Raw genomic sequence first — 15868 nt, 5'->3', positions numbered from 1 at the left:
TTAACAACCAGCAGGTTGTTCTACGGTCCTTCTCAATAACAATCTAGGGACTGGTTGATTCCAATTCTGAAAATCAAAATTCGATATAGGAAAACCTGTCAGTGAGGTATTACACTAAATCGGAGCTGGTTGCATCATGATTCTGTCCTCGATGTAATCTTTCCAGTCCCGGTCGGTTGTCTCATCTAGTGTGTCTATCAAGTCATTGGTGGTGATTATTTTGGAATTTACTTCCTTCTGTGCGAAAGCATGAAGAAAATCAATGAACTTCTCTTTGCCAATTTCTTGACGGATCTCATGAAATATTAAAGATCCATAGACATAGAAAACAGTTTGAGCCTTCGGATGCTGACGTTTGATTTCCTTAATCGGGGGCAAATCGTCTTCATTCCTTATAGCCTTTCTAAGATTCTCAATCAATTCTTCGAAGTATGCCTCTCCAATTACATCCTCACATGCGAGTCTCGCGGTATATTCGGCAAGAGCCTCATCAATCCAGTTGTGATATTCGTCAACTGTAGTCTTTTTCCACCAGAAATGAGCGTATTCATGCGCCCAGTATTTGAGAATAGCTTTTTTCTTGCTACCGGTCATGTCAACCGCAATATCGTCCTGCAAAACTACCATACCGCTACGGGAGTAACCACCACCAAAATCTCTCGGCACAAGGACGATTTTCAACTTGTCATTATCCGTTGGACCCAGCCACTCTTTGATGAGTTTCATGAATGGCTTGAATTCGTCCTCTAGGGGCAAGAGCGGTTCAAGATATCGTGACTCTCCCCAGAATAATTCACTATCCTCAGCTGATATGCTATTTTCTGATGGTCTCCCATGAAGAGTTATATCAGTTCTAGGTGTTTCCGCGCTCCAAATGAGGGGTTTTTCTGATACTAATGAAGCGTTAGCAATCCAAGTCCAATCATCAGGGCCATCGAGTTCAAGATGGTAGGACGGACGGTCACTGAAGGAAGTCATTGGATACCAAGGAGCGTATATGGCCAGCTCAACGAAATCCTCACGTATTCTGGTTGTATTGAAAAAATACCTGTATAGGCGCCCCCTGTATTCGGTGCGGAAAGTAATCTCATCTCCTTCATTATGGGATTCTGGAATAGTAACCCTGTAAGATGCAACGGGCATGAAGATGTCTTTGGGGGGACGCTCCTCGGTGAATTCGGCCCCTGCCCAGCCATCTTCGCTACGGATTTCAATTGTCATCAATTCAAGGCACGGATTTAACAAGATTTCAAGGGAATCATTGACTTCAGATACATCAAAAGTTCCCTCTACTTTCAAGAAGGAATCTTTAGGACGGATATAAGCCTTCAAATCCAAATGCTCTACAGGCATTTCTCAGCACCTTGTAAAGCATCAAGCCTACAGAGATAGACTATCAAAGAAGCTTTCATCGAGGAGCAGAACTTCTACTTTTCGAGACTTCACGCCTGTTCTGCTTTCAGTCAGAACGTTAAGAATAATTTCTATATCCATCAGATGTACCGGCGGTACAGAAACCTTGAATCCACCAGGATCATAACCAAGGGCTTCGTCACGACCTTCCTTGTTTACCTTGCCATTTGTTATGAGAACGCCCTGATTCGCCCGATACTTGGGAAGCATTCCACGGATTTTCTGAATAGTATCCGGACCAATTTCTTCGTCATAATCACATTTTTTGACATGAAACACAACTGTGCTATCGCCCGAATCATCTCGCCAGGAGTTCAAAAAGACTACAGTATTGTCGTATCGTTCTACAGCAGAAAGATCTTCATCATGTTCTACTCGTGCTCGAATGTTGACCATCACAATCTTGGCTAGCTCAACAAATGCATCGAAGGAGAGTTCAGCAATTCTCTTTCGCATTTTCGCACGTGTTGCCTTGTTAAAGTCATCAGCTCTGTGCCTAACCTCGGAGATAAGCTCTTCGTCAACAGCCCCCTCGCATAAATCATTGTAGCGATACAGTCCAGGCGCTACTCTAACAAAATACGCTGGCCTATTCTCTTCCTCAGCATTCCGTTTCTCGATAGAAAGCGAAGCAGAAACCGACCGGGGGTCTCTCCCAAGTTCCTCGGCTATGTCTCTGTAGTGAATAGGATCTTCACGTGCATTCTTTGCAAGCCATTCTTTCAATGTAGTTCTGTTGCTTTCTGTAATAGGAGTCACGCCCCAGAAGAGCTTTGTACTAGGTTTAGCTAAATCGAAATCATAAGCATACAGATTAATGTTTTGTCGTCGGTATGCTACAAAGTCTTGCTGATTCTTAACAGCATACAGATGACATGCCCAAACTACATGTTAATAAACTTTAATTCGAAATATGGCCCAAAACCAAAAGGAGAACCACCATTGACTGAACTGTTCGTAAAGCTTCTGAATAAGGGTCTAAAGCCTCACGAGCATAAGAGATTCAGCTTCAAGACACAAGAAAATGCGACGGTAAGGGAGTTGATGCAAGACCTCCGTGAATCATATCAGGACAGGTTCGAAGTCTATCTAGACGAACAGGACAATACCACCCTTAGAAGGGAAGCCATAGTTCTGGTGAATGGACAGAATATGGTTGCACACCAAGGTTATGACACGAAACTAAATGATGGCGATATAGTGGTCTTCATGATAGCTGCTGTTGGTGGAGCCTGAATCTGTACCCTCAACCAAAAAGTGGTCAGAAACGCAACTGGATTCACTTCTTTTACTGCTTCATCTCGAATGCATCACGCCCACCACGTTCTTTCCACTGTTCCAGAAAGAATCGTACATAGTGAAGGGGCAGATACAGATCCAGTAAATCTTGCTCCATATCCTCCAGTGATGCATCCTCCTTTGCTATTTGAGTAGCATAGGTAAATACAAATTCTTTCAGCTCCCAAGGATACACAATCCACGAGCTTGTTTCCTCCACATAGAAATCTGGCACTAAATTAGTACCCGGTTTCATGTGCAAGCAAGCCGTCTTCATATCGTTGAGACCACGATCCCGAAGATGATCAAGCGCGGCTATCATGCTCTCACCACTATCCGATACATCATCAACGACTAGAGGGTCATCCCATTCACATTCATCGGGGATTGATTGGCTTACCTTCGCTCCTTTGTCACGAGCAAATATCCCTCTGTAGAGGTCAACTTTAACATTTGCAGTTTCATTCATGAAAAATAAATCTGACAAGATTCTCGCTGGAACCCACCCACCTCGAGCGATTCCAATAATAGCATCAGGCACGAAATCGGTCCTAGTTATTCGCTCATAGAGCCGGAAGCAGAGTTCGTAAAGGCGTTCCCAACCTACGTATTCAAAGCTCGTCTCCATACCCTGCAGTCCGAACACGTTGTAAAAACATTATCCACCGGCTTGTCTCATTTCACTCGCCATTTCAATCCTCAGGGAAGTAATATGGATCAAGAATCTCTTCGTCTTCAATACCTGCTGAGACAGCTAAGAGCTCAGCCACATCAAGTACCCGCATATGAACGTCTTCGATGTAAGTTGCATGTGTAAGGTTCAGCTCGCAAGCAGGGCAAATGGTACTAAGCAAATCTACTCCAGTATCTAGTGCATCCTGTAGCCGCTCCACGGCGATTTCGTTGGAAGCATCTTCATCCATGATTTTGATACCGCCGCCACCTCCACAACAAAAGGCTTCATCACGATTTCGCTCCATTTCCACAAGTTGAAGCCCAGGTATCGCCTTCAGAGCATTCCGAGCGGGTTCGTAGATATCACGATATCTACCTATCTCGCAGGGATCATGGTAGGTTACTTTCTTGTTGATTTCTTTCTTCAAATCAAGCCTGTCTTCTTCAACAATTTCTTCAAGTACTCCACTTGTATGTCTAACCTTAATCGGAAATTCCTCTACGTTTAGCAGCTCTGGATATACTTCATCAAAAGCTCTGAAACAGCTTGGACATGGAGTGATGATTTCTTCTACGCCTCGTTTTTCGAGTCGCTTCAGGAAATTTGCAGCCCATTCCTCCGCTTTGTCATCTTTTCCTGTCACCCAGAACGGGGTTCCACAGCAGGTTTTTTCGCCCTCGAGCAAATCCATTTCATAACCAGCTTCTTGAAGCACACGCACCAGAATTCTTGTCTTCTCTTTGAATCGATGACTTGCCAGACAACCAGGGAAGAAAAGCATACCAGAGCCTTTAGTGAACTTGAGTCCTTCAGCCCACGCTGTGTGAGCTTCAGGTGTATCAGCAAAGATATTGCCACTTTCTATTGCGGTTTCTGCCATGTGATCCCCGCCTTCAGGAATAGGTACATCATTGTCGACAAAATCAGCACGCATGGCTTTTGTAATGGCAAGTATGTCAATCTCAGCGGCTTTCTTACATTCCTCAGTACATCTAGCACACATGAAACACCCGAATATACGCGGAACTAGATCTTCTGTGTAGTCCAAATCGCCTTCCAGAAGCCCTCGAGCAATAGCCATCTTTCCTCTACCCGTGGCGGATTCCCAACGCTGTAGATTGAGCTGCGGACATCTGTTATCAAAATCAAAGCCTCGGCAGAAGTTGCATCGACCGCAGGCGTATATCATATCGGCGTATTTCTCGATTCTCATTCTAAATCCTCCTCTGCAAAAAATATGCCACGTTGGAGTATGTTGTTCGGGTCAACCGTTCGTTTGATTTCTTTCAGAAGCCGGTAGTATCCAGTGTCCCGTGCCCGTAGGAAAGGACGGAGTCCATGCTTTCCTCCAATACCGTACGGAACCACAGGCCCGTTTAATACAATTTCATTGATTTCGTCCGCTATTTCCATCATCTCGTCCCATTCTTCTGGCTCCTCATAGTTTGCTACCATGAATGCAAGCCAGTTCCTAGGGAGAACTTGGCCACCGAACGCAGCTTTCCTGTAACCACGTTTCTCAATCAGCTCCTCCTTCCAGACATCATACAGGAACTTGATATCATCAATCCGCAAGGAGCCAGAACCGAAGAAGTGCCAAACACCAGCTGCGAAGATATCAGTAAGGCCTGTTAGAATCCGATCGTAGTAATCATCGGCTGGAGCACTATCCTGCATTTCTCCCCCTAATTCCTCAACCTTCTCGATTATCTTTTCCTTACGATGCTCAATCAGTTCCTCTTCGTAGCCAAATATATCCATCATGACAACAAAGGTTTCGGGCGCAGCCGGGTCAACAGCCAAATAGAAGCCATTCAATAATTCATCGCCAACGTGATAATTGATGAAATGGCCAATTTCAACAACTTCATCCAGCGTCGGCATAATCATGAACAAGCGTTCTTTGTAATCAGAGGTAGGCCGAATCCTCAGGGTTAGCTCGGTGCACACTCCTAGACTTCCTTCAGCACCGATAAAGAGACCAGCAACATCAGGCCCCAAGCACTGCCGTTTGAATTTGCCAGCACTCGGCCAGGCGGCTGATCCTGTGTTGACTACGTCACCATTTGGCAAAACCATTTCAAGACTGATAATGTCAGAGTTGCCATGGAAACCAAACTTCGCCGTACCGTGGGGTCCTCCGCCCGCTTTCATAACAGACCCACCGACGGTCATTGCAGGTCCGCCCGCTTCACTACACAGATAGGTAAGATCGTGTTTCCGCAGTTCCTTGTCAAGCTTAGCCCAAGTGACATTAGGCTCGACAGTCACGGTAAGATCCCGCTCATCGATATGAAGGACTTCGTTCATCAGTGACAGGTCCAGCAGGATACCGGGTTCCTGAGGTAGAAAAGCATCCCAATGAGAGGTTCCACCACCACGGAGATAGATTGGAATATCATGCTCATTGGCCAATGCGAGAATCTTCTGGATTTCCTCTCTTGATTCAGGCATCACGATATGTGTAGCTTTCTTTGGTTTGGCAGGACTCAAATCACGAGAATATGCAATGATATCAAAATCCTTGTCAGTCACTCGTTCCGAGCCAACGATTTCACCAAGTAGTTTTGTGACCGTCTCTGTGTCAGGCTCTGGCATAGCACCCACGATATCGCGTGATAACATAAACATCAATTAAAGTCTGCGGTCTGGTTTGGATACTTAATTTAGGATTAAGAGAACGAAGCAGCCAGTATTACATTACATGCCCCAAATATGCCAAAACCTCGAAAGCGTTTCTATTGAACGCATGGACGCTCTGCATAGAGAATATGAAATAGAGAAGAATAGCAATAACAACTGGTCCAAATGTACTGATGGAAGATTGTCTCGTCTTCAGGGGCTGTTAAGGTGATATTAAAAAACGTTCTTGGATATGTAGATGGTGAAAGAAGCCATGAAGTCGCGAAAGAGATTCTACAAAGCATATAATCATGAAGAACCAGATCGCGTGCCATTAGATATGTGGATCACTCCACAGGCTCACAAGAGCGCTCGTGAGTATCTTGGAATTGAAGCAGAACAAACGCAACAATGGGGAATAATGAGTTCATGGATGATTTCTGAAGAAATGCTTAAGCGGCTTCATATAGACTTCAGACGAGTATACATGAAACCAGGATCAGATTTCGAACCAACAGAGTATCCTGATGGTACCGTGGATACAGAATTTGGTTTTCGTGGAAAATGGGTAGGTTTGTATTGGGAGATACTACACCATCCATGGGCTGAATTCACCGAGGTTGAACAAGTTGAAAACTATGACTGGCCCGACCCAGAAGATCCAGCACGAATGGAGGGCGTTGTTGAGAGAGCCAAATACCTCCACGAAGAAACGGATTACGCAGTTGTAGGAATGGTTGGAGGCCCATGGGGGGTATTCGAAATATGTGCGCACTACATGCGCGGATTTGAGAAGTTCCTCATTGATTTGATGTCAAGACCGAAGCTAGCAGCTGCCATGATGGACAAATCGATGAATCTCGCTTTGGAGATGAACAGAGTCCTACTTGATGAAACCAAGGAGTACCTCGACATCGTGCTTGTGGGGGATGATTTAGGTCATCAGAATGGATTGATAATGTCACCGAAAATGTATCGGGAGCATATCAAGCCTAGACACGAGAAGATATACCAAGATATCCACAAACGGGCTCCAAACGTGAAGGTCATGTACCACTCGTGTGGTGCCGTTGAACCTATGATTGAGGATCTCATGGAGGTGGGGGTGGATATTCTCAATCCTATACAGCCGCTTGCCAAGGGTATGGACTCGTTCAAACTGAAAGAGAAGTATGGGAATCGCCTCACATTTCATGGTGGCATTGATTTACAGGAGGCTATGTCTGCTGTTGGAACGATTGAGGATCTTGAGAATGAGATAGAGACCCGAATCAAGGCCCTTGCTCCAGAGGGAGGTTACATCCTTGCTCCTGCCCATAACATACAGCCTGATTCTACACCGGAGAAAGTTGTCCATATGTACGACTATGCGAAAGAGAAGGGAACCTATCCAATTTCGCTATAGTTCTCTAGCTATTACGGAATCGGTTTTTCTTCATGAAGGTCATGAGGGTCTTCACCTTCTTCGAGTTTTCCGGCCCACCAAGTATCAGTTCCAACTACCTCCTCTGCTGCTGAAATAACGTCTTCAGCGTGGTCCCGAGGTACTGCCACAACTCCATCTCCATCTGCAAAAATAAGATCTCCAGGTTTGACAACAATACCACCGCAGACTATTGGCTCACCAACTGATTCCATATCAAGGCGTCCGCGCATTGTTGCGGGGTGTCTTCCACGAGCAAACACAGGGAAATTCATTCGATCAATATCATGAATATCCCGAGAAGTGCCATCCACAACAGCGCCTTGCAAGCCCTTCGGCTTTCCTATTCGGGTAAGCACTTGCCCCCAAACAGAACAATCATTTGCACCGGAGCTAGTTATCACTACCAAATCGCCTTTCTTGGCTTGCGTTGCCAAACTCATGAAATCATGTAATTGTTCTTCGTCATACGGTCTCTGAACCGGGGCACGAACGAGTTTCCCTGTGCGAGCAAATCCAGCCATTCGTGTATTTTTTGTAACCGGGCGGATTTCTCGATCCATGCAAACCGGAGAGAGTTCAAGCTCATCAGCTGCGTCTGACACAGCCGCTACGTAAAGTTTCAGAACGCGTTTCAAGAGGTCGGTCTTCTTGTTGGTCAATCAGGATTCCTCCCAATGATAGATGCAGTAATCATCGCCGCGCATCATACACTTCGGTATGGTCATTTCTAAATCTGGATTGACCGCCTGCCCAATTCCCTCATCCATTTTACAGACCCATTGGCAGATGTTTTCCTGTGCGCCTTTGGACTTGAAAGTTTCAATCCATGGGCAGGAATGTACTTTCAGGCGCAATGAATGCTCGTCCACATCAAGCAGTTCAATTTCGAAACCAAAGAAGGGATGAGCAGCTTCGAAGAATTCGTATATAGAGCGAAGGTCGCCTTTCCTAAGTGCTCCATCTTCTATGGCACCTTCACCCAGTTCCTTTCCATGGATTCGGTTCGCCTCTCCCAATTTCTCAAGCCCCTCTTTGCCACCAAATTCTCGCATCGATTCCACGTATACAGCGTGGGCGGCAGCAAGAGTTTCCATATTGGCTTTTCGAACTTCATCAGCTGTGGGTTTTGTCATTGACCTCACCGTAGTTGTTTAACTAACTCTAACGAGACATAAAGCCCCTTTAATATGATATAAAAGACTCGACCATGGAACTAAACACGTCGGTGCAAGCAATGTTGGCCAAAAGAAACCAAACCGTGCCGCACAGCGAAATCCGCAAAATGTACAACATGGCCCTAGAGAGAAGCGATGTGCTTGACTTAACAGCAGGAGTTCCCGATTTTGATACACCTCTGTATATCAAAGAGGCTGCCAAAGAAGCGATAGACCAAGGCTATACAAAGTACACACACAATGCGGGGCTTATGGAGGTCAGAAAAGCATTTGCAAAGAAAGCCAAGAAAGACAATGGCATTGACATAGATCCCACTAGTCAAGTCATTTGTACAGCTGGAGGAATGGGCGGCCTTTTGCTTGCGAACATGGTGCTGGTTGAACCAGGTGACGAAGTCATGTATCCCGATCCTGGATTTGTGAGCCATTACGCACACGTTAAGCTAGCTGAGGGAAAACCAGTACCGATTCAATTGAAGCAGGAACATGATTTTGGTATGTGGGCAGAAGATATCGAGGAATTGATTACAGACAAGACCAAGCTTCTCGTTGTTAATAGCCCAAACAATCCAACAGGCGGGATTACAACAGAGGATGAACTTCGGAAGATTGCAGACTTAGCAATCAAGCACGATTTTTACGTTCTTTCTGATGAAGCTTACGAGAAGTACTACTACACTGATGAAGCGCCGATTTCGATAGGTTCTCTACCCGGTATGGAAGAGCGTACGATATCGCTCTTCTCATTATCAAAGAGCTACGCAATGACAGGCTGGCGAATCGGCTTCGCAACGGGGCCAGAGGAAATCATAGACGCCATGGTTCATCTTCAAGAGCATGTGATTGCCATGCCCACTTCAATATCTCAGAAAGCCGGCCAAGCAGCAGTAGAAGGCCCACAGGACTGCATAACAGAGATGCGAGAAACATTCACTAGAAGACGAAGAATCATGGTTGAAGGACTGAAGGAAATCGAAGGAATAAACCTTGCAGCTCCAGGAGGAGCATTCTACGCCTTTCCAGATGTGCAAGCATATGGAAAGAAATCATGGGACCTTGCCATAGACATTCTTGAAAACACGAAAGTTGTAACCGTTCATGGTTCAGCTTTCGGACGCTTCGGTGAAGGTTTCTTGAGGCTTTGCTATGCAACATCTACAGAACGAATCAACAAAGCACTAGATCTACTCGGCGATTATCTTCCAACGCTATTGAATTAGCAGAACGAAGAAATCTCAGAGAAGGTGATTTCCGAAAATGACCCAGAGAACCCAGCGTATGAAGCGACGAATGCTTGAGGCGTCACCAACTCTTTCTGCTGAACGTGCTAATCTCTTCACAGAGTATCTAAGGAAGCATGAAGATGAAAGCCAGATGCTCAGACTTGCCAAGGCGTTTGAGCACGTGCTTGAAAACATGACAATTCGAATAGAACCGGAAGAGCGAATTGTTGGCAATATGGGCCCGACACCACGTTCATGTCAGGTTTTTCCGGAATACAGCTGGACATGGATAAACGACGAGCTGGATACTCTTAGCGAACGAGAAACGGAACCCTTCCAGATTAGTGAAACCGATAAGGATACCCTTAGAGAAGTGTTCCAGTATTGGGAAGGCAAGAGTACAGCAGAAATTTGCAATGAGAAGATGCCTGAAGAAGCAAAGAAAGCGGCAGAAGCAGGCTTGTTCACTATCGGGGCTCCAGGCACAGGAATCGGTCATGTTACTGTTGATTATCGAGAAGTACTAAACCAAGGTTTACAATCAATCCTCGAACGGGTAGAATCATTGAAGCAGAAATATCCAAGAGACAAAAATAAACAGGAGTTTTACCGCTCCGTAGAAATCGAACTAAAGGCAGTAATCAAATTCGCACATAGATTCGCTGAACGGGCTGAAGACCTAGCGGCTCGTGAGACCGATTCTCAGCGAAAAGATGAACTGAAATCGATAGCCAATATATGTAGAAGAGTACCCGAAAAACCGGCGCGTACGTACTGGGAGGCCCTGCAGTCATTCTGGTTCATTCACCTTCTTGTACAGACCGAATCCAATGGCCATTCAATATCCGCAGGTCGATTCGACCAGTATATGCTACCTTTCTACCACCAAGATATCGAATCGGGTAAGCTTACTGAGGAAGAAGCAACAGAACTTATCGAAATGCTCTGGATTAAATTCACATCTTTGATCAAGTTGAGAGATGAGTATTATAGCAGAGCCTTTGCAGGGCATCCGATGTTCCAGAACCTGACTATCGGGGGTCAGAACGCCGAAGGTGAGGATACATGTAACGAACTCACCGATTTGATTATTGAGGCAACTGGAAACATCCACCTGACTCAACCAACCGTTTCCTTCCGTTGGCACCCGGATACTCCCGAGGAGTACAAACTCAAAGTCACAGACCTCATCTCAAAGGGCTTGGGCATGCCAGGTCTATTCAATGATGAAATCATCATGCCCATGATGGTGAAAAAGGGGGTCGAAAAGAATGAAGCCTACGATTATTCCATTCTCGGTTGCGTTGAGCCCATTGTTGAAGGGAAATCAGATGTGCGCCCAAATATCGGATATGTCAATCTCCTGAAGATTCTCGAGGTGACACTCAATAATGGTACTGACCCAATCACGGGTATGCAAGTTGGCATAGAAACAGGAAATCCTCGTGAATTCGAATCTCTTGAAGAACTCTGGGAAGCTTATGAATCGCAGCTGAAACACGCCATTAGTCTTCTTACCAGAGCTGACAGAATGGCAGCCCAAGTACTTGCAGATGAGAAACCAACACCTTTCATTTCGGCTCTCCTGCAGGATTGCATTGGAGAGGGCGTGACAATGCAAGAGGGCGGCTCAAAATACAATAGTGGAGGCATAATGGGCGTCGGAATTGGCAATGTGGCAGACTCACTCCAAGTCATACGTGAATTCGTCTTCAGAACTGAAGAGCTCGATATGAGCACTCTACTGGATGTACTCGCCAACAACTACCATGAGAACGAAGCTCTCAGAGTCAGATTTGAAAACGAGGTCGCCAATTACGGAAACGACATTGACGAAGTAGACGAATTGGCAAAAAGGACTGGAAAAGTGTTCTGTACAACTATTCAGAGCAAGATGACTACAAGAGATGCACCCTATCATGGGGCGCTCTTTTCGGTGTCGATGTATATTCCAATGGGCGAGCGTGTTGGCGCAACACCGGATGGGCGTAAAGCCGGTACCATGCTCTCTGACGGGGTATCTCCAACACAGAATAGGGATGTAAAAGGCCCTACTTCAGCAATGAAATCCGTTGCCAAGCTGGATCATGGCTGCTGTTACAATGGAACCCTTTACAATATGAAATTCACGCCAAGCATATTCAAGAATAGAGAGAATAGAAAGAAATTCATCTCGCTGGTGAATGCCTATTTCCAACTAGGTGGCTTGCACGTTCAGTTCAATGTAGTTGACAGGGAGACCCTTGAAGAAGCAAAGATTCATCCAAAACAGCATAGGAACCTTATAGTTCGAGTAGCTGGGTATAGCGCGTATTTCATCGAATTAGATCCATTTGTACAAGAGGAAATAATAACTAGAACTGAATTTGCAGGAAACTAGCGCTGCCCATATGAATGTCTATGTATTAAAAACAACAAAAATTAGGCTCTTCAACTTTTCTTTTGAAGGATGCTATCGGGAAAAGACTAAAATTACAACTAAAGAGCTATATTCCGCTATCCGATGGCTCAGAGGGATATATCCGCAATCTGAAATGCTGCAAAATACTCAATCAGTGCCAATTGGCAATGCGATTTGGTCGGAAATATTAGGGGACTAATTCCGAAATGGACTCGAAAAAATGTGAAAGGGGCCACGAAGAAATTGACAAGAAGTACCGGACCCTAGTTGACAATATTCATGGGGCAGTCTATGAGTGCGCCATGGATAAGCATTGGACCATGCACTGGCTGAGTGACGGGATCGAAGACATCTCTGGATACCCTGCATCAGATTTCATAGACAACAAAGTTCGTTCTTACAACAGCATCATTCATCCTGATGATCGTTCATATGTAAGACAAGAGGTTGAGCATGGAGTTGAACATAACTGCCATTTTGCAATTGACTACCGGATTATAGATTCTGAAGGGGAAATCAGGTGGGTAGAAGAAAGAGGAAAAGGAGTCCGGAATGAGAGGGGTGTATTACAGTATTTGAGCGGGATAATCCTTGATGTAACGGACCGTGTACAAGCACAGAAAAGGGTGAAAAGAACTGAGCACAAGTACAGAGTACTTTTTGAGACAAGTTTGAATGGGATAGCCTTCACAGATATGAATGGTCATTTCATAGAGACAAATCGTGCATTTCAAGAAATGATCGGATATACAAATGATGAGCTCTCACAGCTTACATACCATGATGTTACGCCAGAAGAATACCATGAAAAAGAGCAAATAATCTACAACTCTCAGGTGATTGATAGAGGCTATTCAGGCCTTTACGAAAAGGAATACATCAGGAAAGATGGCTCCCGATTCCCAGCACGAATTCGCACATGGCTCCTATATAGGAGTGATGGCTCTCCTTGGTGTATAGCTGCAGTGATTTACGATATAACTAGAGAAAAGGAAAGATTAAAATCAATTGAAGAGAGCGAAGAGAGGTTCCGCTCGCTTTTTAATGAATCTCCAATCGGTATGGAAATACTGGATGTTGAGGGCAAAATCGTAAGAGCTAATGAAGCCGCATTGGAAATATTCGGTGTTGATAGCGAAGAAAAGGTGTTAGGATTTAGTTTGCTCGAGGACCCAAACACTCCAGATTATGTGAAAGAGAAGATAAGGAATCGTGAGCCGGTTTCATACGAATCTGAATTCGATTATTCTCTGGTTAGGGAGCGTAAAATGTATGAAACAAGCAAATCAGGAGTAGTGAACCTTGAAACGCATATTACCCCTCTAAGAATGGATAATGAATCAGATATTGAGAGGTTCATGGTTCAAATTGAGAATATAACCGAACGGAAGCAAGCATTGAAGGCCCTGGAGAAAAGCCAAGAACGGTTCTTTGCTCTTTTCCAACAGTCACCAATTGGAATTGAAATTCTGGATGACGAAGGTTGCATCATTCGAGCCAATTCCGCCGCTCAAGAAATATTTGGCGTATCAGACGAAGAGGACATCATCGGATTCAATCTGCTGAAAGACCCTAATACACCCGAACATATCAAGGAGAAAATCCGTAACAGGGAACCATACAGATTTGATTCCAAGTTTGATTTCTCTCTCGTTCAGAAGCATAATCTCTATGAAACATCCAGAGAAGGGATAGTGTATCTAGAAACACTAATCACACCGCTCGGAGGAACTGGCAATTCTGAGCCCAAAGGCATTATGATTCAGCTCCAAGATGTAACAGAACAGATAATGGCGCTCAAGGCACTGGAAGAGAGCGAAGAGAAGTATCGAACAACACTTGAAGCAATGGACGACCCAATGCACGTGATAGATGATAATCTTAGAATCACATTGACAAATCCTGCTCTCAGGAAATGGCTGGAAGAGCTCGGACTTCGCAGTGACATAGTGGGAGTGAGGGTCACGAACGCATTTCCATTTCTCGATGAAACAGCGATTGAAGAGTATCGGCAAGTGTTTCAAGCTGGAATAGTCCACAAAACCCGTGAGCGAAATCAGGTGGGGCAAAGGACCATTTACACAGAAACTACGAAAGTGCCTGTGAAGAAAGGGGGACAAATAGTTCACATTTTAACAAAAATCCGTGATATTACGAAACAGCAAAGGGATCAACGCAAGCTTCTACGGAGTGAAAAGAGATATCGGACACTCATTAAATCGATGGATTTGGGTTTTCTTTTCCATGGTTCTGACGGAAAAATCAAATCAATGAATCCATCAGCTAGCGAAATTCTGGGAATTACCGAGAAAGAGGGGTTGAATTCTAAGATACAGGAACTAGGCATCCCGCTCAGAACAGAAGAAGGTAATAGATTGCCCCCAAGTAAAATACCTCTCAATATCTGCTTGAGAACCGGAAAACCATCGAAGGACTTAGTATATCAAATACAGAATAAACAAAAGAATGAACGGAGATGGGTTATTATGAGGGCAGTTCCTCTGACCTATTTGGAACATGAAGAGCCTTCCGAATTCTATACCACAATCCGTGATATTACGGACCGTTACAGAGCAGAACGAGCATTGCGAGAAGAACGCGACCTAGCTCAGAAGTACCTCGACATTGCGGGTTCAATAATGGTCATCTTGGATCCGGATGGCCACATTGAAACGATAAATGACAAGGGCTGCTCAATTCTGGGTTATGAAGAAAAGGAACTCATCGGAAAGAACTGGATTGATTCTTTCATTCCGCGAAAACTGCGTCAGAGCATTAGAGAAGTTCTGCAGTCCTTGGGAAATGGCAATGGGGAAGATGTTGAGAGAATGGAAAATCCCATTCTCACAAAAGAAGGGAACGAACGAATAGTAGAATGGCGAAATTCACCATTGTATGATGGAGAAGGCAATATCACAGGAGTCATCTCATCTGGAATTGATATAACTGAACGCAAGAAAATGGAGGAGAATCTTAGAACCGCAGCTGAGACAGCGAATCTGTATCTCGATGTGATGGGTCATGACATAAGAAATGATCTTCAGGCAATAATCATGGCCGTTGATATTCTAAGAGACCAGCCTGCAAAATCGAAAGATGATCATTTCTTCGATACTATCATAGAAGCCTCAAACGATGCAACTCATCTGATTCAGAAAGTAAATAGTATGAGAGGTTTCCTGTTTGCCCCATTGAGAGAAATATCACTTTCGGATATAATGGGAGTTGTGCTTTCTGACTTTAAGGCATCCTACCCTTATATGGATGTAGAACTAATTAAAAAGGTTGATTCACCAATAGTGGAGGCAGACGATTATCTCTATAACCTGCTTATGAACCTGCTTGAGAATTCTGCTATTCACAACAATAAAAGCAACCCATATGTGAGAATCCAAATAGAAAAACTGGGAAAGGGATACGAAATATCAATCATTGATAACGGGTCTGGTATTCCCGAGTCCAAGAAAGAGGCCATCTTCGATTCGAATCGACGATATGGAGGGGTTGGAATACCTCAGGCCCTGCGAATTGCGGACAAATACGGAGCTGAAATATCTATTCACGACCGAATAAGAAACCAACCAAAACAGGGTACCGAGTTTCGTATTTGGTTGCCAAAGGTATCAGATGGGGATTAGCATCCTAAAACATTCT

The 15868-nt window shown here is 44.6% G+C and carries 12 protein-coding genes; 5 read left to right on the top strand and 7 right to left on the bottom strand.

The annotated features are described in order from the left end of the window. Window positions 1–114 precede the first annotated feature (114 nt). Entirely contained in the window at window positions 115–1353 is a 1239-nt protein-coding gene (locus GF309_01375) for a hypothetical protein (protein ID MBD3157414.1), read from the bottom strand. Window positions 1354–1380: 27 nt separating this feature from the next. Further along, a complete protein-coding gene (locus GF309_01370; GenBank protein MBD3157413.1) occupies window positions 1381–2139 on the bottom strand; it encodes a hypothetical protein in 759 nt (252 codons plus the stop codon). 96 nt (window positions 2140–2235) lie between these two features. On the opposite strand from GF309_01370, the gene GF309_01365 reads away from it, so the two are divergent. Then, a complete protein-coding gene (locus GF309_01365) occupies window positions 2236–2649 on the top strand; it encodes a hypothetical protein (GenBank protein MBD3157412.1) in 414 nt (137 codons plus the stop codon). Between the two features lie 52 nt (window positions 2650–2701). Here GF309_01365 and GF309_01360 read toward each other — a convergent pair whose 3' ends face one another. From GF309_01360 to GF309_01350, 3 genes are all read right to left on the bottom strand, one after another. Then, window positions 2702–3319, bottom strand: coding sequence for a phosphoribosyltransferase (locus GF309_01360; protein ID MBD3157411.1), 618 nt, complete (start codon window positions 3317–3319; stop codon window positions 2702–2704). Between the two features lie 64 nt (window positions 3320–3383). Continuing rightward, entirely contained in the window at window positions 3384–4580 is a 1197-nt protein-coding gene (locus GF309_01355) for a hypothetical protein (GenBank protein ID MBD3157410.1), read from the bottom strand. Then, window positions 4577–5998 (bottom strand): FAD-binding protein, encoded by a 1422-nt coding sequence (locus GF309_01350; GenBank protein ID MBD3157409.1) that lies wholly within the window; start codon window positions 5996–5998, stop codon window positions 4577–4579. Before GF309_01350 ends, GF309_01355 begins: the two co-directional genes overlap by 4 nt. A 250-nt stretch (window positions 5999–6248) precedes the next feature. Between GF309_01350 and GF309_01345 the strand changes: the two genes are divergently transcribed. Beyond that, entirely contained in the window at window positions 6249–7394 is a 1146-nt protein-coding gene (locus GF309_01345; GenBank protein ID MBD3157408.1) for a uroporphyrinogen decarboxylase, read from the top strand. A gap of 11 nt (window positions 7395–7405) precedes the next feature. Here the strand turns inward: GF309_01345 and GF309_01340 are convergent, their stop codons facing one another. Together GF309_01340 and GF309_01335 are read right to left on the bottom strand one after the other, a co-directional pair. Beyond that, window positions 7406–8074, bottom strand: a complete 669-nt coding sequence (locus GF309_01340; GenBank protein ID MBD3157407.1) for a hypothetical protein — start codon at window positions 8072–8074, stop codon at window positions 7406–7408. After that, the gene (locus tag GF309_01335; protein MBD3157406.1) at window positions 8075–8548 is read right to left on the bottom strand and encodes a hypothetical protein; all 474 of its coding nucleotides are present in this window, start codon (window positions 8546–8548) and stop codon (window positions 8075–8077) included. It abuts the gene before it with no gap. Between the two features lie 74 nt (window positions 8549–8622). On the opposite strand from GF309_01335, the gene GF309_01330 reads away from it, so the two are divergent. The 3 genes from GF309_01330 to GF309_01320 all read left to right on the top strand — a co-directional run bounded on the left by GF309_01330 (window position 8623) and on the right by GF309_01320 (window position 15852). Beyond that, window positions 8623–9810 carry an aminotransferase class I/II-fold pyridoxal phosphate-dependent enzyme gene (locus tag GF309_01330; GenBank protein MBD3157405.1) on the top strand — a complete coding sequence of 396 codons (1188 nt, stop codon included), beginning with the start codon at window positions 8623–8625 and terminating at the stop codon, window positions 9808–9810. A gap of 37 nt (window positions 9811–9847) precedes the next feature. Then, on the top strand, window positions 9848–12193 hold the full coding sequence (locus tag GF309_01325; protein ID MBD3157404.1) for a formate C-acetyltransferase/glycerol dehydratase family glycyl radical enzyme: 2346 nt from the start codon (window positions 9848–9850) through the stop codon (window positions 12191–12193). A 227-nt stretch (window positions 12194–12420) separates the two neighbouring features. Beyond that, entirely contained in the window at window positions 12421–15852 is a 3432-nt protein-coding gene (locus tag GF309_01320) for a PAS domain S-box protein (GenBank protein ID MBD3157403.1), read from the top strand. Window positions 15853–15868: the final 16 nt, after the last annotated feature.

The sequence above is a fragment of the Candidatus Lokiarchaeota archaeon genome, from assembly GCA_014730275.1.
Lineage (GTDB): Archaea > Asgardarchaeota > Thorarchaeia > Thorarchaeales > Thorarchaeaceae > WJIL01.
The sequence above is the reverse complement of the archived record's forward strand: the minus strand, read 5'-3'. Positions and strand labels throughout refer to the sequence as shown.

Coding starts and splice junctions, on each gene's coding strand:
- GF309_01360 (MBD3157411.1), bottom strand. CDS start 3,319: ATGGAGACGAGCTTTGAATACGTAGGTTGGGAACGCCTTTACGAACTC.
- GF309_01350 (MBD3157409.1), bottom strand. CDS start 5,998: ATGTTTATGTTATCACGCGATATCGTGGGTGCTATGCCAGAGCCTGAC.
- GF309_01335 (MBD3157406.1), bottom strand. CDS start 8,548: ATGACAAAACCCACAGCTGATGAAGTTCGAAAAGCCAATATGGAAACT.
- GF309_01325 (MBD3157404.1), top strand. CDS start 9,848: ATGACCCAGAGAACCCAGCGTATGAAGCGACGAATGCTTGAGGCGTCA.
- GF309_01375 (MBD3157414.1), bottom strand. CDS start 1,353: ATGCCTGTAGAGCATTTGGATTTGAAGGCTTATATCCGTCCTAAAGAT.
- GF309_01330 (MBD3157405.1), top strand. CDS start 8,623: ATGGAACTAAACACGTCGGTGCAAGCAATGTTGGCCAAAAGAAACCAA.
- GF309_01320 (MBD3157403.1), top strand. CDS start 12,421: ATGGACTCGAAAAAATGTGAAAGGGGCCACGAAGAAATTGACAAGAAG.
- GF309_01345 (MBD3157408.1), top strand. CDS start 6,249: ATGGTGAAAGAAGCCATGAAGTCGCGAAAGAGATTCTACAAAGCATAT.
- GF309_01355 (MBD3157410.1), bottom strand. CDS start 4,580: ATGAGAATCGAGAAATACGCCGATATGATATACGCCTGCGGTCGATGC.